Origin of the sequence: Alcanivorax jadensis T9, assembly GCF_000756655.1 — a bacterium.
In the GTDB taxonomy this organism is placed as follows: Bacteria; Pseudomonadota; Gammaproteobacteria; order Pseudomonadales; family Alcanivoracaceae; genus Alcanivorax; species Alcanivorax jadensis.
Genome location: NZ_ARXU01000011.1, coordinates 84,373 through 100,778, shown reverse-complemented (window position 1 = coordinate 100,778; position 16,406 = coordinate 84,373). Strand labels below are relative to the sequence as shown.

General features: G+C 58.3%; 18 protein-coding genes. 7 read left to right on the top strand and 11 right to left on the bottom strand.

Annotated features, from left to right (window positions below; all coding sequences use genetic code 11):
* Window positions 1–14 precede the first annotated feature (14 nt).
* The 3 genes from T9A_RS13170 to T9A_RS13160 all read left to right on the top strand — a co-directional run bounded on the left by T9A_RS13170 (window position 15) and on the right by T9A_RS13160 (window position 2,998).
* Window positions 15–1,253, top strand: a complete 1,239-nt coding sequence (locus T9A_RS13170; protein ID WP_035249233.1) for a diguanylate cyclase — start codon at window positions 15–17, stop codon at window positions 1,251–1,253.
* Window positions 1,254–1,265: 12 nt separating this feature from the next.
* Entirely contained in the window at window positions 1,266–1,673 is a 408-nt protein-coding gene (locus T9A_RS13165; protein WP_035249232.1) for a type 2 periplasmic-binding domain-containing protein, read from the top strand.
* A gap of 470 nt (window positions 1,674–2,143) precedes the next feature.
* The gene (locus tag T9A_RS13160; protein WP_232222114.1) at window positions 2,144–2,998 is read left to right on the top strand and encodes an endonuclease/exonuclease/phosphatase family protein; all 855 of its coding nucleotides are present in this window, start codon (window positions 2,144–2,146) and stop codon (window positions 2,996–2,998) included.
* Window positions 2,999–3,146: 148 nt separating this feature from the next.
* On the opposite strand, the gene T9A_RS13155 is transcribed toward T9A_RS13160, so the two are convergent.
* The 3 genes from T9A_RS13155 to T9A_RS13145 form a co-directional block, all read right to left on the bottom strand.
* Window positions 3,147–3,851, bottom strand: coding sequence for a TorF family putative porin (locus tag T9A_RS13155; RefSeq protein WP_035249228.1), 705 nt, complete (start codon window positions 3,849–3,851; stop codon window positions 3,147–3,149).
* 217 nt (window positions 3,852–4,068) lie between these two features.
* Window positions 4,069–4,539, bottom strand: coding sequence for a hypothetical protein (locus T9A_RS13150; protein ID WP_035249227.1), 471 nt, complete (start codon window positions 4,537–4,539; stop codon window positions 4,069–4,071).
* A gap of 145 nt (window positions 4,540–4,684) precedes the next feature.
* The gene (locus T9A_RS13145; RefSeq protein WP_084573502.1) at window positions 4,685–5,731 is read right to left on the bottom strand and encodes a M14 family zinc carboxypeptidase; all 1,047 of its coding nucleotides are present in this window, start codon (window positions 5,729–5,731) and stop codon (window positions 4,685–4,687) included.
* Between the two features lie 462 nt (window positions 5,732–6,193).
* Between T9A_RS13145 and T9A_RS16925 the strand changes: the two genes are divergently transcribed.
* On the top strand, window positions 6,194–6,916 hold the full coding sequence (locus tag T9A_RS16925; protein WP_084573501.1) for a C40 family peptidase: 723 nt from the start codon (window positions 6,194–6,196) through the stop codon (window positions 6,914–6,916).
* Here T9A_RS16925 and T9A_RS13135 read toward each other — a convergent pair.
* On the bottom strand, window positions 6,816–7,277 hold the full coding sequence (locus T9A_RS13135; protein ID WP_035249223.1) for a methyltransferase family protein: 462 nt from the start codon (window positions 7,275–7,277) through the stop codon (window positions 6,816–6,818). The genes T9A_RS16925 and T9A_RS13135 overlap by 101 nt on opposite strands.
* Window positions 7,278–7,595: 318 nt before the next feature.
* Here T9A_RS13135 and T9A_RS13130 point away from each other — a divergent pair, with 318 nt between their 5' ends.
* Window positions 7,596–9,062, top strand: coding sequence for a PhoH family protein (locus T9A_RS13130; RefSeq protein ID WP_035249221.1), 1,467 nt, complete (start codon window positions 7,596–7,598; stop codon window positions 9,060–9,062).
* A 143-nt stretch (window positions 9,063–9,205) separates the two neighbouring features.
* On the opposite strand, the gene T9A_RS13125 is transcribed toward T9A_RS13130, so the two are convergent.
* The gene (locus T9A_RS13125) at window positions 9,206–10,210 is read right to left on the bottom strand and encodes a hypothetical protein (RefSeq protein ID WP_035249219.1); all 1,005 of its coding nucleotides are present in this window, start codon (window positions 10,208–10,210) and stop codon (window positions 9,206–9,208) included.
* Window positions 10,211–10,343: 133 nt separating this feature from the next.
* On the opposite strand from T9A_RS13125, the gene T9A_RS13120 reads away from it, so the two are divergent.
* Window positions 10,344–11,027: an OmpW/AlkL family protein gene (locus tag T9A_RS13120; protein ID WP_035249217.1), complete on the top strand. Its 684-nt coding sequence runs from the start codon at window positions 10,344–10,346 to the stop codon at window positions 11,025–11,027.
* 146 nt (window positions 11,028–11,173) lie between these two features.
* On the opposite strand, the gene glpE is transcribed toward T9A_RS13120, so the two are convergent.
* Together glpE and rhlB are read right to left on the bottom strand one after the other, a co-directional pair.
* On the bottom strand, window positions 11,174–11,494 hold the full coding sequence (glpE, locus tag T9A_RS13115; protein WP_035249215.1) for a thiosulfate sulfurtransferase GlpE: 321 nt from the start codon (window positions 11,492–11,494) through the stop codon (window positions 11,174–11,176).
* Window positions 11,469–12,725, bottom strand: a complete 1,257-nt coding sequence (gene rhlB / locus T9A_RS13110; protein ID WP_035249214.1) for an ATP-dependent RNA helicase RhlB — start codon at window positions 12,723–12,725, stop codon at window positions 11,469–11,471. The genes glpE and rhlB overlap by 26 nt, the downstream gene beginning before the upstream one ends.
* Window positions 12,726–12,836: 111 nt before the next feature.
* Here rhlB and T9A_RS17185 point away from each other — a divergent pair, with 111 nt between their 5' ends.
* The gene (locus T9A_RS17185; protein WP_052042996.1) at window positions 12,837–13,097 is read left to right on the top strand and encodes a DUF1145 domain-containing protein; all 261 of its coding nucleotides are present in this window, start codon (window positions 12,837–12,839) and stop codon (window positions 13,095–13,097) included.
* A gap of 15 nt (window positions 13,098–13,112) precedes the next feature.
* Here the strand turns inward: T9A_RS17185 and T9A_RS13100 are convergent, their stop codons facing one another.
* The 4 genes from T9A_RS13100 to T9A_RS13085 form a co-directional block, all read right to left on the bottom strand.
* Window positions 13,113–13,703 (bottom strand): DUF938 domain-containing protein, encoded by a 591-nt coding sequence (locus T9A_RS13100; RefSeq protein ID WP_035249212.1) that lies wholly within the window; start codon window positions 13,701–13,703, stop codon window positions 13,113–13,115.
* On the bottom strand, window positions 13,703–14,542 hold the full coding sequence (locus T9A_RS13095) for an SDR family NAD(P)-dependent oxidoreductase (RefSeq protein WP_035249210.1): 840 nt from the start codon (window positions 14,540–14,542) through the stop codon (window positions 13,703–13,705). The genes T9A_RS13100 and T9A_RS13095 overlap by 1 nt, the downstream gene beginning before the upstream one ends.
* Before the next feature lie 293 nt (window positions 14,543–14,835).
* Complete coding sequence (locus T9A_RS13090; RefSeq protein ID WP_035249209.1) at window positions 14,836–15,579, bottom strand: lysophospholipid acyltransferase family protein; 744 nt, start codon at window positions 15,577–15,579, stop codon at window positions 14,836–14,838.
* Window positions 15,580–15,674: 95 nt separating this feature from the next.
* Window positions 15,675–16,382: an START domain-containing protein gene (locus T9A_RS13085; protein ID WP_035249207.1), complete on the bottom strand. Its 708-nt coding sequence runs from the start codon at window positions 16,380–16,382 to the stop codon at window positions 15,675–15,677.
* Window positions 16,383–16,406: the final 24 nt, after the last annotated feature.

Here is a 16,406-nt window from a genome sequence, read left to right as displayed (position 1 = left end):
AGCGTGGGGGATCTATGAGAAAGGCATTATCCGTGATGCTGGGTGCGTCCCTGAGTGCGAGCCCGGCCTGGGCCCAGACTTCGGAAAGTGATGTCCAGCAGAGGCTGCAGGACTATGAGCAGCGCCTGGAACAGCTCGAAAAGCAGCAGTTTGATAATACCCTCAGCGATGCTGCTGACCGGATCCGTATCAACGGTTTTCTCTCCGCGGGTATGTCCCGGGCCGAGGTGGACACCACCTCTGGTTCTGCCAGCTACATCGATGGCGCCAGTGATAAATGGAGCCATGATTCCCTGACTCGCGCTGGCGTGCAGTTTAATGCCGAACTCAGCGAACGGGCGGAAGCTGTAGTGCAGCTGTTTGCGTCCGGCGATGACGAATTCAATGCGGAATTGCAGTGGGCCTATCTGGATTATCAGGTCAGCGATTCTGTGAGCATGAAAGCGGGGCGTATCGTGGCGCCGTTCTACATGCATTCCCAATACATCGATGTGGGCTATGCCTACCCGTGGGCCAGCTTGCCGGCGGAGGTGTATCAACTGGCACCGGTGAAAACCATGGAGGCGGTAGAAGCCTCCTGGCGTTTCACCAGCGGGCCCGTGTCACATCGTCTTTCCGGGTTCTGGGGTTCCAGTACCGTGGATGGCGGTGAGCGTGTGGCCAATGCCCAGTTCCAGGCCGATGACCTGAGCGGTGTGAACTTTACCAGCTACTGGCGTAACTGGACGGCGAGAGCCGCCTACACCGCTGCTGACGTTTCCGTCAGCCAGCAGGACTTGCAAGGTGCCCTTGGTTTTCCGCCTGCCGTCCTGGGTCTCTCCTTTGATGATGTTTATACCTATTTTGCGGGTGTCGGTCTGCAATACGATGACGGTAGCTGGTTTTTCTCCGTGGAAAAGGCGCGGCTGGATTTTGGTAACTGGTACCCGAGCAGCGAGAGTGGCTACGTCACAGTGGGCAAATACCTGGGCAAGTGGATGCCCATGGTCACCTGGGCAGAAGTGACGCCTCGTGATCTGGATAGCAGCCTTCCGGCTGCCCTGAATAATGGCCTGGCGGAACAACAGAAGAGCTGGACCGGTGGGCTGCGCTATTCCCTCACTGATTCCATCGCCCTGAAAGGGGAGGTGAGTTATTACTACGATTTTTCCGATAGTGATGTTACTACGTCGGGGTTCTTCTTCACCGACGGTGGCCAGCTTGAAGACGATCATGCCACGGTGATTCGCCTCAGTGCGGATCTGGTTTTTTAAGGGGGAATGACCATGAAAAAAATACTATTTTCATTCCTCCTGATGCTGGCGGCAGCGGCCCAGGCAGAACCGGTGGTGGTGGTGTCCGCCAACAGCGGTCTCGATGCACTGACTCAGGATGAAGTGCGACAGATCTTCAATGGCCAGACCCGCCGGGTATCCGGTGTCTCGGTGAAACCGCTGGACTTGCCGTCACGGGGCCGTGCTCGAGATGGTTTTTACCAGCAGGTGCTCGGCAAGAGCGCCGAGCAGATGAAAAGTTATTGGGCGAGGATGATCTTTACCGGCCGGGGCATGCCGCCCCGGGAAGTCTCCAGTGAACAGGAGATGGTTATGCTGGTGGGCAGCAACCGTAACTTTGTCGGTTATCTGGATGCATCACTGGTGACCCCGGACCTGAAAGTGGTCTATCGACCCTGACGTTTTCTGTTGTTGTTCACATACCCCTTGCCCGCCTCATTGGCGGGCTTTTTTTGATCGCAAACCTCGCATAGATGCAAAACGTAGGGTGCCACTGAGCCTAAGGCGAACTGCACCATCAAACGCCGGATCGGTGCAGTTCGCCTTAGGCTCAGTGGCACCCTACGCTATTGGCTGCGGTCAGGGGTTCAGGGGCCTGTCATCCGGAAGCAAGTTCCGGGGCAAGCCAGTTTCCGCTAATTCGCGAAGGTCTTTTAGCTGACGCCGAAAGCTTGACGCTCGGCCACGCAGCATTTCGGGTGTGTCTTATATCTCGTCCTCTTTTCCTACACAAACCTCCGCGTTTTCTACTGTTGCGATGTGCTAGGCGTTCATACACTGCCTGCATGCGATATCTGATTTTTTGTTTATGTTTGCTGGTTGCGACCGGGCTGTGGGCGGATTGCCGAGGCCTTGCTCCCGACCGTGGTGTGCCCGCCCCCGCAGCGGATGAATGGACTCTGGCGACGCTGAACCTGTGGCGGCTTCGCGATACCCGCAAAGACAGCCGGCTGGATGAACCGCTTTCCGAGGCTGTGTTGAACAGGCGAATACAGGCGCTGGCTGGGTTTATTGCCGGCCCTTTGCAGGCGCCCCATATGCTGGCTGTTCAGGAAGTGGAAAATCGTGAGTTACTCGAGGCCCTGGCGGTACGCCTTGCCAGGCACGGCTGGCGTTACCGCGTCGCACTGAAAGAGGGCAATGACCCTTCCGGCATGGATGTGGGGCTGCTTTATCGGCAGCCGGTACGGATTGTGTCGGTAGAAAGCCTGTTTGCGGAGCAGGAATTTCACGGCCACTCACTGTTTTCCCGTCCGCCCTTGCACGTGACTGTGCGCTCTCCTCGGCAGTTGCAGTTGGTCGTCGTGCACTTGCGTAGTGCGCGAGGTCTGCACAAGTCACGGGTTCGGCAAAAAAGGCAGCGTCAGGCCGCGTTGCTGGCCAGCTGGGCCATTGAGCAGAGTGTGCCGTTGATAATGGCCGGTGATTTCAACAGCACCTGGGGCGCCGGGCGTATCTCGGCAAGCTATAGACGTTTTGCGCAATCCGGTCTGTTCAATCTGTGGCAACGGCTGCCGAAGCGGGAACGTTACAGTTTTCGTCACCGTTGCCGACCACAGGCCCTGGACCATATCTGGGTGTCACCGGATTTGGAAACGTCTGTCAGCACAATGGCGGTAAGCCGTGGCAATGCAGGTCGCTATAACAGCCTCTATGGCAGCCAGGGGGTGGCGCCGGTATCGGATCATGATGCGCTGGTAGTGTACTTTTCTGCAGAGAGGTAACGACAGGTTTGGCGTGTTGCCTGAAGCGCGGGGGATGTTGCGTGGAAGGTAAAAAGACGCCGCGGGGTTGCTTGCGTGTTTGCGAGGACCAGGGAGAGCCCCGCGGCGTTAAACAGTGAGCGGCGTGAGCCGCCCGTTTTCTTGGTGCTTACAGAGCGAACTCGTAGGCAACGCTCAATACTACGTCGTCATCCCAAGTGTCGACGCCATTCACGTCTTCCTGATCTACGATCTTGGATGCCGTGAAGGTGAATTGCTCGGTAACGGCGTAGCTGAGATCCACGTGCGTGTAATCTGCGAGAGTGCCGTCTACCTCAGGGTCACCGTCGTAATCGTAATAACCTGCGCTAATGCCGTATTTGTCGTAGCCGTAGCCCAGCGCAAAGTAGTCATCTTTGTAGTCTACGGCATCGTCGCCACGGCCAACTTCGCCAACACCGATGAAAGCATCAGCGCTGAAACCGGCAAAGCCTAGACCAAGATGGACTTCCTCAAAGTCCGCGCTGGAAGCCGGGTCCGGCGCAGTGGTGCCACCGGTCGTGTAATTATAGTCGATGTAGCTGATGTCGTAGCTCAGACCTTCAATCTCGCCACCGAAACCGGCGTACAGGTCGTACTCGGTGTCGTCGGTTTCAGAAGATGCCCAGGCACCAGCGTACAGACCGGAAGTGTGGGAGTAGTCAACGCTACCGTACACCGCAGCGCCGTCGGTCAGTTGCTGACCACGCCACAAGTACTGGCTGGAAGCGCCCAGGGTACCACTGACTTCAGCAGCAGCGATGGCCGGAGCCAGGCTGGCAGCCACGATGGAAGCGGCCAAAACGGTTTTCTTCAGACCAAATACGTTTTTCATGTGCAACCCTCTTAACAAGTCTAATTCGTTCAATGTGCGCTGGTGACGCACCGCCTTTTCGGCTCGAAAGAGATATTGCAGAGAGCGTGCCAACTATTTTTTATTTATATAAAACAGTGACTTGATAGTTTGTGACGAGGAAAGGGGAGATTTAACAAAGGGGAAACAGACAATGCGGTGCGCGAACTTGGTGCCGCGCACCGCATTGGTGCGCATATTATGGGCACTGCCAGTCAGTCAGCACGGCATCCACACTGGCGCCGCTGGCATCTTTCAGTGACAGACCACATTGACCGTTCTCATGGACAAAGTGTGCCTGGTAGTCACCGCCGGCCTGAGGGGCAAACTGCAGGGCCACTTTGCAGCGGTCACGGCTATTGTCAGCCTGGCGGCGGTTATAGATGACGCCAATGCGGGTGGCTGGGGCAATGTCGACAGTGGTGGTGACCTGGGGACTTTTCTTCATGGTTTTCAGTAAGTCGTCCAGAGCCCCACCGCTCACCGGGTTTTGCGACAGCGCGTATTCCGTTGACTTGAAGCCCTTGCCGGGCACACAGACCACCGGTTGAGCTGCTGTGTTGTTGCTGGTGAAGGTGACCTGGGCGGTATCGCCGCTGGTCGGTGGCTGGTAGTTCAGGTGCTGACAACCGGCCAGCAGGGCCAGGGGGGCAAGAATCAGGGCTTTCATGGTGTGTCCTTATCGAGGCGTTTGGCAAAGTGTAAGTCAGCCGGGCGGCGGACCCAATGGGCTTTTCTGTTGCAAGGTCGGGGCCATGAATGGCGTCTTGGGTATACGATGCATTGAGAGGGGGCGTTTTGCAGATGCTCAGCGGCTAGTCAGCGTCCCCAAACCAGTGGGCAATGGCCTGCCGGGTCAGCGCCGATTTTTCCCGGGTAGTGGGTAGCCAGTTACCGGCGTTGGCGGTCATGGCGGTGAGAAACTCGAACAGGGGCAGGTGCTGGCGCAGTACCCGATGATGGCGGTGGCCGATTACCGGATTGAAATAGCCGAAAAAATCCAGCATTTGCCGTGGGTTCTTGCGTACCCACAGCCAGGAGCCCATTTCCAGGGTAAACGGCAGGAAGGTGTGATACGGTGCCCGATCTTGGGCATCGTCGTAAAGGTAATCCCACAGGTCGCCATGGGTGGTGTAGTTCACCGACTGCGGCTCGATCAGGTAGGGATGATGGTGAGGATAGGTGTCTTCGAAATGCTGCTTGAGCCGGAATACTTCGCCGATATGGGGAATGGGGCGATGGCTGCGGGCGTAACAGCACCAGATCCGGTCGCGCCGGCCAAAGCCACTGTGACAGTCCAGGCTCATGGAAAACGGCGCCGGCATCAGCTTTTCCCGCACCACCCGGATGACCGCCTGGGCTTCCGGCTCCATGGGCGCGCCACTTTTGCCCCGGTACCAGGGCAGATGGCGGCTGATGCGGTGGCCGCCCACCAGAAAAGGCACCCGGCCCATGGCATCGATAGGGGCGTTACGCATCAGGTCCACGCCATTGGGGTTGCTGCGGGTGCGCTTCCAGATGCCGCCGGGGTTGATCATCGGCATGAACACCAGTCGCACCTGCTCCAGCCGCCGATGCAGTTGGTCGTCCCACTGCAAACGATGAATCAGACTGTGCAGCCAGGACATCAACACCTGGCTGCCGATCCGCTCCACGCCATGAACGCCACCAAAAAAACCGATGACCGGCACGCCGGGAGAAGTGCTGCCCATTTCGATTACCCGCACCGGCAATGACAACTCACCCATTGGCACCTTATGAACCGTGGACACACGCAGGTGACGCTCACCATGACGAATCAGTGCATCCAGGTGCAGAAGCTCGGGCAGATGGCGTTGCAGCAGGTAGAGCTTGTCTTCCATAGGCGGGGGCGGGACAGGCAAAGAGGATTGCACAGGGTAACGACGGTAGATAACAGGAATGTGACGATGTTTGACCTGCATGTTATCCCCCGGGTATCTACGAAGCCGCTTTAGGAGCGGATCTTGAGCCGCGAACCTCGCGAAGCGAGGAAATCGACCGAAGGGCGATCAGGGATTTCTGGGCTCGACAGGTTTCTCTAGAAGGAGCCGGTGGTTGCCTTGCACATTTCCTTCGCTGTCGCTCGGATTCGCACCTCAAGAGGTGTTATTCGCTGCGCTCACCCCTTCGGGGCCGCCCTGCGGGCGTTACTCCGCTACGCTCCGTTCCTACGGCGGCGCTGTAGAGAGATAGGCAGTTTTTCTTCACCAAACCGTGACGCCACTGTCAGCGAACCGTCACGTCATTTTCCTAGTGTGGCCTCAGGATAGTCCTGCAACGGATAAGAGCCTGTGGCTGTGCCCATGACAATGCCTCTTGAGTCTGCTTGCTCACTGCGAACCGGGGATCTGCTGTTGTTCTCTGGCCGTGGTTTTACCAGTGAGGTGATCCGGGTCTTTACCCGCAGCCCCTGGAGTCATATCGGTATGGTGGTGCACCTGCCCGGCAATCCCGACCCTCTGGTTCTTGAGTCCACCACCCTCAGTGAATCGTCGGATGTAACTCTGGGATGCCCGGTGGCCGGTGTGGCGCTGGTACCGCTGGCGGACAAGCTGCGTGATTACCCCGGCACGGTGGCGTTGCGCCGTCGGCATGGCCCCCCCTTGAGTGACCGGCAGCAGCAACTGCTGGCGCGGATGGTGAAGCGCCTGCTTCATCGTCCCTACAAGAACTACGTGCTGTGCAACGCCCTGGACGTGCTGACAGGCTTTACCCGCAAGCCGGATCAGCGTGGCTGGTTCTGTTCGGAGCTGGTCGCCGAACTGTACCGCCGGCTAGGGTGGCTGCCCCGGCAGACCCGCGCCAGCAGCCTGGTGCCGGGCCATTTCGGCTCGCGCCACATGCGTTTGCAACACGGCAAGCTGGGCGCGGTGGAATTTCTCAAGGCCGGGTCGCAGGCAATCGCTATCCACGCCCGTGTCAGTGCTACAACCAGCGCCGTACCCGTTGCCGATACGCCTGCCATTGTTCCCCGAACTGCTGGGCGTGAAACGCTTCTTCCGCCGCAATCACATGCTGCTGGATGACCCAGACAATCGGCACCAGCATGATCAGCATGCCCGCGCTGTGCTGGCTCAGGGCCATGGCCAGGTACAGGGCAGTGAAACCCAGGTAGATCGGGTTGCGGCTCAGCCGGAACACACCACCGGTAAGCAGCTGGCTGGCAGGGCGATGGGGGACCAGAGTGGTGCGCGCCAGGCGCAGCTGAAGGACCGCGGCCAACACCAGAGCGGTGCCGATTACGGCCAGGGCCAGTATCACCCAGCGGTCCCCGGGGAACGTGGGAGCGGGCAGGGTAAGGGCCTGATCAATGCCATAGCCCATCAGCAAGCCGCCCAGGTACAGGGCCGGCGGCGGCATCATCACGTGCGGGTGCTCAAGGGGCATAGCGATAACCTGTTTTCAGAAAAAGGAGAGAAACAACCAGTGGGAATTCTAAACGCTATGACAACCGTCTGCCTGCCCGTCGGCAAACTTTGCGAGGTTTTCTATTGATCATTTCGAAAAAGCTGGGTTATGGTAATTCCAACCCCCGCCATTGCGGGAGTGATCGCGATCAAAAGCTGTTACAGCTGCTGCAACTGAACCGCCAGAAGGCTTAAACCAACGGCGGCAGGCGCAGGCGTCACTCTCGCTTTCTCAGACCAAAAGCCAGATCTGACGCCCAAGCCGAATGCCGCCCACTGATGCCCACAGGGGATACGCATGGAAGAGCGCGCGGCCAGACTTCACACCCTCTCCATCAACCACGCAAGCGCCAACCAGAACGATTCAACCCTCGACCAAGAGCAACAAAAAACCTACGTCATTGATACCAACGTGTTAATCCACGATCCGAACTCGTTGCTCAACTTTGAGGAACATCGGGTGGTGATTCCCATGACGGTGCTGGAGGAGCTGGACAAGCTGAAGAGCGGTAACAAATCCCACACGGCGGCGGATTGTCGTGCAGCCATTCGCCAGATCGACCGGGTGCTGGGCAGCGCCACGCCAGCGCAGGTGGAAGCGGGCATCCCCATTCCCCGTGGTCCGGAGACAGTCACCCAGGGCACGCTGACGGTGCTGATGTCGAAAACCGGCGAGCTGAATGCCCCCCTGCCCAATGACCTCAACGACAACCGCATCATCAATGATGTGGTGGCCATGCAGGCCAGTCAGCCGGAGCGGCGTTTTATTCTGGTCACCAAGGACATCAACATGCGCCTCAAGGCGCGGGCCTGTGGCATCGAATCGGAGGATTATCACAACGATCAGCTGGTGACGGACATCAAGCAGCTAACCCGTGGCTATTTCGAGGTGCCCGGCTCCTTCTGGGATCAGGTGACCCAGGTGGAAACCGAGCAGGTGGGCGCCGATACCCTGCACCATCTATCCCACGGCTTGCTGGTCAGCGAGATTCTGGGTGAAGAAGTCTATCCCAACCAGTACATCATCGATGAGCAGGGGTTCGTCGGGCGTGTGCTGGATGTGGACAACGGCGTGGTGACCCTACGCCATTACAAGGCGGACAGTCTGCTCGACCAGGAGGTCTGGGGCTTGCGGCCGAAGAACCTGCAGCAGGCCATGGCCCTGCAACTGTTAATGGATCCGGATGTGCATCTGGTGACGCTCACCGGCGCGGCCGGTTCCGGCAAGACCATTCTGGCGCTGGCCGCCGCGATCGAAATGACGGTGGAGCAGAAACGCTTCAACAAGATCATTGCCACCCGCTCCACGCCGCCGCTGGCAGAAGAGCATGGTTTCCTGCCGGGCACCGAAGAGGAAAAAATGGATCCCTGGCTGGGGGCCATCAACGACAACATAGAGGCGCTGCACCTGAACGATGAAAACCCTTCCGGCAGCATTCAGTATGTGAAGGAAAAGGCCAATATCCAGTTCAAGGCGATGAACTATATCCGCGGGCGCAGCTTCCAGAAATCCCTGATCCTGATCGACGAAAGCCAGAACCTGACCCCCCATCAGATGAAGGCGATCATCACCCGGGCCGGGGAAGGCTCCAAGGTGGTGTGCCTGGGCAACCTCGCCCAGATCGACACCCCGTACCTGTCACCCACCAGCTCCGGCCTCACCTACATGACCGAACGTTTCAAGCGCTTCGTCCATGGGGGTTCGGTTCAGCTGAACGGGGTGCCGAGGTCGTTGCTGGCGGAATATGCGGAGCAGTTTCTTTAATTGATAATTGAGAATGGATAATTGATAACGTCGGCCATGAATGATTGGCATGACCCCAACGTAAGAGGCCGCGCCCAGACTCTGGGCGCGGCCTCTGCTGTTTCAGTCAAGATTGCGCAGATCGCGCCGTTATCAATTCTCAACTATCCATTATCAATTATCTTTTTACACGCTTCCGACTGATAAAAATCATCCAGCACCCACTGAATAAACGGTTCCAGCACGCCCTGTTCAATGAGGACGGTAGCGCCGCGGGCCAGGGCGGGGGCGGTGATTTCACGAACCTGCTCTTCGCTGATCTTCATGCCTTCCAGCAGGGTTTGCAGGGGCATGTCGCTGAGGGATTGAACGGCGGCGTGGATGCCTACGCTGACCAGTTGGCGGGTGTAATCCAGACGGGCAGTTTCGTCACCGATGGCACAACTCTGGCTGACCACTTCATCAATGGTGCCGGCGGGTACCAGCTTCAGATAGTCGGCGGGCTTGAGAGGAGCCACGCGCTGATAGCCGTCCCGGGCCAGTTGCTCTATGCGCTCGTTGGTCAGTTGCTTGTTCAGCCACTGCTCGCCGGTTTTCAGCGTGACGCGGATATTCTTTCGCAGATAGTCGCGGATGGATTCTTCCATGCCGCCCATTGCCTTGCCGACCATGCTCTTGCGGCCCATTTTCATCACACTGCTGACGCCGGGAAGTTTGGCCAGGGCGTTCTCTTCCAACAGAAAGTTCTTGATGCCGGTGTAGAGCATTTCGCTGACCATTTCGCTGACCAGCGGATGGTTCATGGCGGCGTGGACGGCTTTCTCGCGCAGGGTCTGCAGCTTCAGTACCTGCTCCAGAATCGCTTCGAAATGGTCTTCGCTGAGTAGTTGGCCCACGGTGGCAGGGTCTTTTTCGGCGGCTTCCCAGACCGCCTTGCTGACGTCGCTGACGACACCCTGCAGGCCCTGGGCGCTGAGCGCTTGTTGCAGCCATTGATCCACTACGGTGGTCAGGGCGTCACTGTCTACCAGTTTGCCCAGCGGTACCGCGCCCAGGCTGCCGCTGGCCTGGGCCATCAAGGCCTGCCAGTGTTCCTCGTTTTGCAGTTGTGCACAAAGGTGTGCCTGGTGCGCATCGCGCAGGGCGGAGATCAGTTGAGCGGATGACATGGTAGTAAAACCTCTTTTTATTGATTCAGAGCAATACCCTCAATCGGCGATGGCCGTTTAATAGTTCCGGTGCGGTGGCCTTGTGAGGGTTTCTGGTCGCTGACTCTATCTTGCTGGAAGAAAGGGGAACTGTATGCAACTGCGAGGACAAGGAAAAGCGGCGCTGCTGCTAACCGGGATGTTGATGGCCGGGCCTGCCATGGCCCATAAGGCGGGGGACGTGATTGTGCGTCTGGGGGGAATCAAGGTTGAGCCGGATGCCAGCAGTGAAACCTTTAACCCGGCCTTGCCGGCAGTGGGTGGCCTTGGCGTCGACGTGGATGACGACACCCAGGTGGGCCTGACGCTGGCCTATATGGTAACCGACTCCATTGGTGTCGAACTGGTGGGAGCGACTCCCTTTACCCACGACATCCTCTTGGAAACCGGAGGTGGTGATGTTGCCATTGGGGAAACCAGCCACCTGCCACCGACGCTGCTGGCACAATACTATGCGCCACAGATCGGACCTATGCGGGCTTATGTTGGCGCGGGTTTGAATTACACGCTGTTTTTTGACGACAGCATCGATGATTCTGTGGTGAGCCCGCTATTGGGCGGTGCCGATGCTGATGTGAAGCTGAGTAACTCCATGGGCTTCGCCTGGGAAGTGGGGGCTGACTTTGCTCTCGACGAAAACTGGCTGTTCAACGTCAGCGTCTGGAACATCGATATTGATACCGAAGCGCGGCTGTATGTGAATAATGCCCGCGTGGACAAGATCGATGTGGAAATCGATCCCTGGGTCTACATGGTGGGGTTGGGCTACCGGTTCTGAAGGCCGCTGGGCACTTCATGCACAGGCTGCGCCCTGCAGACGTAACAGTGGCGGAGGTGAGTGTGCGCCCGGAGGAATGAGCGCACGGAATCATCTCCGTCCTGTTTTTGGGAAACTTTGTTGTTTGGCGTGTTGCCTTCGCGTGGTTACGCCATCTCTTCCAGCAGTTCGGGGAAGCGCTGGCGCAGGACTTCATAGCCTCCGTCCAGGCTGACCACATCACTGAACCCCTGCTCGGCAAGCCAATCGGCGGCGCCCTGGCTGCTGTTGCCGTGGTAGCAGTAGATCACCAGCGGTTTTTCCGGGGCGGTATCGGCCAGAAACGGTTCCACGTTGGCCTGGGTCAGATGGACGGCGCCGCGCAAATGGCCAGCAGCAAAGCTGGCCGGGTCGCGGATGTCCACGAACAGGGCATCGCCCTGTTCGAAGCGGGTTTTGCCCTCATCCGGGCTGATGCGTGTTGCCATTCTTTGAGTCCTTCTCGGCGAGCAGATCCGACGGTGGGTACTCGCACTCCAGTTTCATGCCGATGGCGTTTTCCAGTTCCGGCAGCAGGAAGGCGTCGTCTTCACAGGCGAAGCTGATGGACATGCCGCTGGCACCGGCCCGCCCGGTGCGGCCGATACGGTGAACATAGTCTTCCGGGTCTTCCGGCAGATTGTAATTGACCACATGGGACACGCCGTCGATATGGATGCCGCGGCCGGCCACATCGGTGGCGATCAGCACCTGCAGATCACCGGCGCGGAAGCGTTCCAGGGTCTTCATGCGCTGGGTCTGGGGCACGTCACCGGAGATCAGAGATACCTTCAGCCCTTTCTTTTGCAGCCGGTCGCTGACCCGGCGGGTAATATCCCGGCGGTTGGCGAATACGATCACCTTGTCCATGTTCATGCCGGTGATCAGGTTGTAGAGCAGGGTGAACTTGTCGTCGGCGTTGGTGATGTAGACCTTCTGCTCCACGGTGTCGGTGGTTACCTGGGTGGGCTCGATTTCCACCACTTCGGCAGCTTCGGTCCAGCGGTTGGCCAGGTTCATCACATCGTCACTGAAAGTGGCGGAGAAAAGTTGGGTCTGGCGGTATTGGGGCTTCGGGGTCATGCCGACGATGCGTTTCACATCGGGAATAAAGCCCATATCCAGCATGCGATCCGCTTCATCCAGTACCAGAAACTCCACCCGGTCCAGCCACAGGTCGCGGCGTTTGGCGAAATCCAGCAGGCGACCGGGGGTGGCTACCAGGATGTCGATCAATTCGTTTTGCAGGCGTTCCTGCTGGCGGTTGAAGTTCATCCCGCCGACCACGCTCATGACCTGCAGATCGGTGTACTTGGCCAGGGCTCTGGCGTCCTTCTCGATCTGCATGGCCAGTTCCCGGGTGGGGGCCACAATCAGGGCGCGGGGCTCGCCAGCGTAGCGTTTAACCTGAATGGGGTGGCGCAGCAGGTCGTTGATCACGGTGATCAGGAAGGCAGCGGTCTTGCCGGTGCCGGTCTGGGCCCGGCCGATGGCGTCGGCGCCGGCCAGGGTGTGCTCCAGCACTTCCGCCTGGATGGGGGTGCAGTACTGGAAGCCCTGCTCGGCGATGCCACGCATCAGGCTCAGGTCCAGATCGAAATCATGGAAGCGGGTTTCGCCGTCTTTTTCCGGCACCGGGAACTGATCCAGGGTCCAGGTGCTTGTGTTGTCTTTTTGCATGTATTCGCTCAGTCTGAATGCAAGTGTTGGTGCCACCGTGTCGGGCACCCGTTCCTGCTGAAAACGGGGTATTGTAGAAAAATTAACCAGCGCTGTCAGAGGATGTTTCCTATGGGCTTGCTTCGCGGCGTTATTGTAGTGTTTTGGGTGGCGGTAGGGTTAGCCATTTTCCTGGATCTGCCGTCCCCGTTTGATCGATTGCTGTTGGGCGCCGGGCTGGTGGTGGCGGTGCTGCATCTCCTGGAGTGCATCGGCTTCATGGTGTGGATCCGCCGACGCGGCCTGTTTCACTGGCGCGATGCCCTGATGATCATGATCTTCGGGGTGGCCTATCTCAAGCCCAGAATGCGTACCATTCGGCGTACGGTGTAGCTAGCTAGTCCCGGCCTAGTCCCGGCCGAATACCAGCAACCGGTTGTTGGCGGGCATCTCGTGGTCGGCCAGAAGCTGTCGGTGCTGGCGGACGAACTGTTCCACCACCCATTCATGGTCGCGAATGCCGCGATTGTCGTCCATTTCCTTCAACCATTGATCAAATTGACGGTTGGAGTCACTGGTGTACTGGCCGTCGTAGTTGAAGGGACCATAGACCAGGAATTTGCCCTGACCCGTCAGTTGCCGGCAGCCCTCCCGGATACAGGTTTCCACCAGTGGCGCCGCCATGATGTGGAAGGTGTTGGCGGTAAACAGGTAATCAAAAGGGCCGGCGGGCCACTGAGCGGCCACATCCAGTTCCACCGGCGGTAGAGCCTGGCTGCCCGGGTCACTCAGCCATTGCCGTATATGGGGCAGGTTGGCGGCCACATCGGAGGGCTGCCAGTGCAGATGGGGAAGGCGCCCCGACAGCCAGGCCGCATGCTGGCCGGTGCCAGCACCGATCTCCAGTAAGGCGCCCGGGGCCTGACAATGCTGTTGCAGCACGGAAAGGATCGGGGCCTTGTTGTTTTCGGCGGCTTGAGAGTAGGGGCGCTCTGTCATTACTTCTTGTTCATGAACTTCTGGCCCATCACCATCAGGCGCTGGTAGCTGGTGGGCATCAGGCGCTGCATGGTATCGATGGCCAGGGCGTCAGAACCGATCAGAACCCGACGCTTGTTCTGGCGAACACCCTTGAGGATGGTGCTTGCGGCTTCTTCCGGTGTAGTGCGGAACATCTTCTCGAAATCCGCCTTGGATTGTTCCGGATCGGACCCGGTGATGGCAGCCACGTCATCGCTGATACGGGCGGCCTTGGCGATGTTGGTCTTGATGCCACCCGGATGAATGGAAGTGGCAGACACTCCACATTGCTCCATTTCCAGCTCCAGGCGCAGGGATTCGGTGAAACCGCGCACGGCAAATTTTGCCGCGTTATAGGCGGACTGGGTGGGAATGCCGATCAGACCAAACACGGAAGACACGTTGATGATGTGGCCTTCGCCGGCTTCCTTCAGATAGGGCAGGAATGCCTTGGTGCCGTAAACCACGCCCCAGAAGTTGATGTTCATCAACCACTCGAAATCGTCGTAGTTCATTTTCTCTACGGTGGCGCCCAGTGCCACGCCAGCGTTGTTGAAGATCATGTTGGCGTAACCGAAGTGGTTGACCACATCGTCGGCAAAATCATAAAACGCCTGGCGGTCGGCCACATCCAGTTTGCGGATCATCAACCGATCTTCGCCCAGCCCCAGCAGGTCGGCGGTTTCCTTCAGGCCGGCTTCGTTGATGTCGGACAGGGCCAGCTTGGCACCGGCGGACGCCAGTTCCTGAGCCAGAGCACGGCCAATGCCGGAACCGGCACCGGTGATAACGGCAACTTTGTCTTTAAAATTCTTCATGATGACTCCTGTATCCGCTTAATTCAGTTGAAAGTTGAAAGTTTCAAGGCGCGGGCGGGCTTGTTGGCGACTGAGATGCCATGCCCGCACACAAACGTTGTAGCGGCGTAGGGCAGCGGTTTTCGTTGGTACGGCCGGCCCCTGCGCTCTTCAACCTTGAACTTTCAACTTGCAACTCGATTCGGCGACCGAGTGTAGACACTTTGTCACTGCAGAATGGGCCAATCTTGTCAGACAAGGAAGGGCTGGCGTGGCGATGGCGCCGCCCGGAGGTGGCGCTGAGGATAACCGGATCAGAGACTGAGTTGCGGGCAGGCCTCGCCAAGTGGGGCGGCAATAGCTGTTTGGCTCTGGTGGATTAACTGAACCAGTTCCGCCTCGCTGGAGCCCACCGGGACAATGGCAGGGTGCAGGGTAATTTGCGCATGCTGGCCGGGGCGTAGCCGTACGGTTCCCGGCGGCAATATTTCGAAGGTGCCGGTCAGGGTGACGGGAAGCACCGGCAGTTGCAGCTCCTGGGCCATCTTGAAGGCGCCTTTCTTGAACGGCTTGATCTGCCCGGTACGGCTGCGGGTGCCTTCCGGAAAAAACAATACGCTGGCACCGTTGGCCAGGCGGGTACGGGCCTGGTTGAGGCTGGCAATGGCTGCCTGGGTGTCGGAGCGGTTGATGAAGATATGACCGAGCTTTTCGCAGCAGATACCGATTACCGGCATCCGCCGCAGTTCGTGTTTCATCACCCAGCGGAAATCCACCTCGAGATAACCATACAGCACAAAAATATCGAACTGGCTGAGATGGTTGGCGACGATGACATAGCTCTGACCCGACTGCAGGTGTTCGCTGCCATGCACATCCACACGCACGTTGCTGTAAAAGAGACATAGCCTGGCCCAGGGAACAGCAGTCAGGCGGGCCACCCGATCGGGGTGCAGGAAGGGCACCAGCAACAGACACAGTGCCCCGAATAGCAGGGTGGTGGCTGTCATCAGCGGAACAACGACAAGCCAGCTATAGAGGAAGGAAAACAGCCGCATGAGGGGGCTCTCCGTAACCTGTTCAGGTGTTTTCCTTATGGTAATGGAGAGCTGGCCGAAAATGACAGACTGATAATCACTTTGTTACGTTTTGGTTATTTGCGGCTGCCCACAACCGCCGCCGGGCGACCCGGCCCGTACAGGTCCAGGTAATCGTAGTAATGATTCTGGTACTCGGGCTTGCTGACGATGCGGCGTAAACGCTCCAGGGTGAAATAGGGGGCGTCTCGTAGCAGGATGTTGGCGATCCAGGCGGGAATGTAGCCGCCGGGGTCGAGAATCAGCTCGTAGGTCATTTCCACTTTCTTGCCGCCTAAGCGACGAAAGCCAAGCTTGCCGGTCATTTCCGGGAAGCGGATATACTCATTATTGGGGGGCAGAGCATCGGGGCGATTGATCAGATCCACCATCACCGATTCTTCGTCTTCAGTCATGGTCTGGGTGACCTTGGCCCGCAAAACGGCTTCACGATCTGCCAGTGGCCAGGGCAGCTGGGTGGTAAAGCGCAGGGAGCGATCCAGCGGATTGATCCGGTTGAACTCTTCCGCGCTGTCAACAAAATGCAGCCATTTCGGATAAGAGGGGTAATCATTGAGCAGGGCGACCAGGGAGTATTCATCCGCCAGCGTAAAGTGGGTCACCCCGCGGAAGGTCTTCAGCCGGGATTCATCCCGATGCTTCATGTAGACCTGGATATCATTACGGTCGCTGACCAGTTTCCAGTCCTCGAGCTCGTTGCTGTCGGCAGCTCGGGCAAAGATGGCAACAAAGAGAGCCAGAAAGAGAACACTGAGTCTGTCCATAAAAAAAGGGAAATCCTTGCATGC

What these genes read in the sequence shown, in the direction of transcription:
- T9A_RS13170 (WP_035249233.1), top strand. Translation starts at nt 15, where the DNA reads ATGAGAAAGGCATTATCCGTGATGCTGGGTGCGTCCCTGAGTGCGAGC.
- T9A_RS13165 (WP_035249232.1), top strand. Translation starts at nt 1,266, where the DNA reads ATGAAAAAAATACTATTTTCATTCCTCCTGATGCTGGCGGCAGCGGCC.
- T9A_RS13155 (WP_035249228.1), bottom strand. Translation starts at nt 3,851, where the DNA reads ATGAAAAACGTATTTGGTCTGAAGAAAACCGTTTTGGCCGCTTCCATC.
- T9A_RS13150 (WP_035249227.1), bottom strand. Translation starts at nt 4,539, where the DNA reads ATGAAAGCCCTGATTCTTGCCCCCCTGGCCCTGCTGGCCGGTTGTCAG.
- T9A_RS13145 (WP_084573502.1), bottom strand. Translation starts at nt 5,731, where the DNA reads ATGGAAGACAAGCTCTACCTGCTGCAACGCCATCTGCCCGAGCTTCTG.
- T9A_RS16925 (WP_084573501.1), top strand. Translation starts at nt 6,194, where the DNA reads ATGACAATGCCTCTTGAGTCTGCTTGCTCACTGCGAACCGGGGATCTG.
- T9A_RS13135 (WP_035249223.1), bottom strand. Translation starts at nt 7,277, where the DNA reads ATGCCCCTTGAGCACCCGCACGTGATGATGCCGCCGCCGGCCCTGTAC.
- T9A_RS13130 (WP_035249221.1), top strand. Translation starts at nt 7,596, where the DNA reads ATGGAAGAGCGCGCGGCCAGACTTCACACCCTCTCCATCAACCACGCA.
- T9A_RS13125 (WP_035249219.1), bottom strand. Translation starts at nt 10,210, where the DNA reads ATGTCATCCGCTCAACTGATCTCCGCCCTGCGCGATGCGCACCAGGCA.
- T9A_RS13120 (WP_035249217.1), top strand. Translation starts at nt 10,344, where the DNA reads ATGCAACTGCGAGGACAAGGAAAAGCGGCGCTGCTGCTAACCGGGATG.
- glpE (WP_035249215.1), bottom strand. Translation starts at nt 11,494, where the DNA reads ATGGCAACACGCATCAGCCCGGATGAGGGCAAAACCCGCTTCGAACAG.
- rhlB (WP_035249214.1), bottom strand. Translation starts at nt 12,725, where the DNA reads ATGCAAAAAGACAACACAAGCACCTGGACCCTGGATCAGTTCCCGGTG.
- T9A_RS17185 (WP_052042996.1), top strand. Translation starts at nt 12,837, where the DNA reads ATGGGCTTGCTTCGCGGCGTTATTGTAGTGTTTTGGGTGGCGGTAGGG.
- T9A_RS13100 (WP_035249212.1), bottom strand. Translation starts at nt 13,703, where the DNA reads ATGACAGAGCGCCCCTACTCTCAAGCCGCCGAAAACAACAAGGCCCCG.
- T9A_RS13095 (WP_035249210.1), bottom strand. Translation starts at nt 14,542, where the DNA reads ATGAAGAATTTTAAAGACAAAGTTGCCGTTATCACCGGTGCCGGTTCC.
- T9A_RS13090 (WP_035249209.1), bottom strand. Translation starts at nt 15,579, where the DNA reads ATGCGGCTGTTTTCCTTCCTCTATAGCTGGCTTGTCGTTGTTCCGCTG.
- T9A_RS13085 (WP_035249207.1), bottom strand. Translation starts at nt 16,382, where the DNA reads ATGGACAGACTCAGTGTTCTCTTTCTGGCTCTCTTTGTTGCCATCTTT.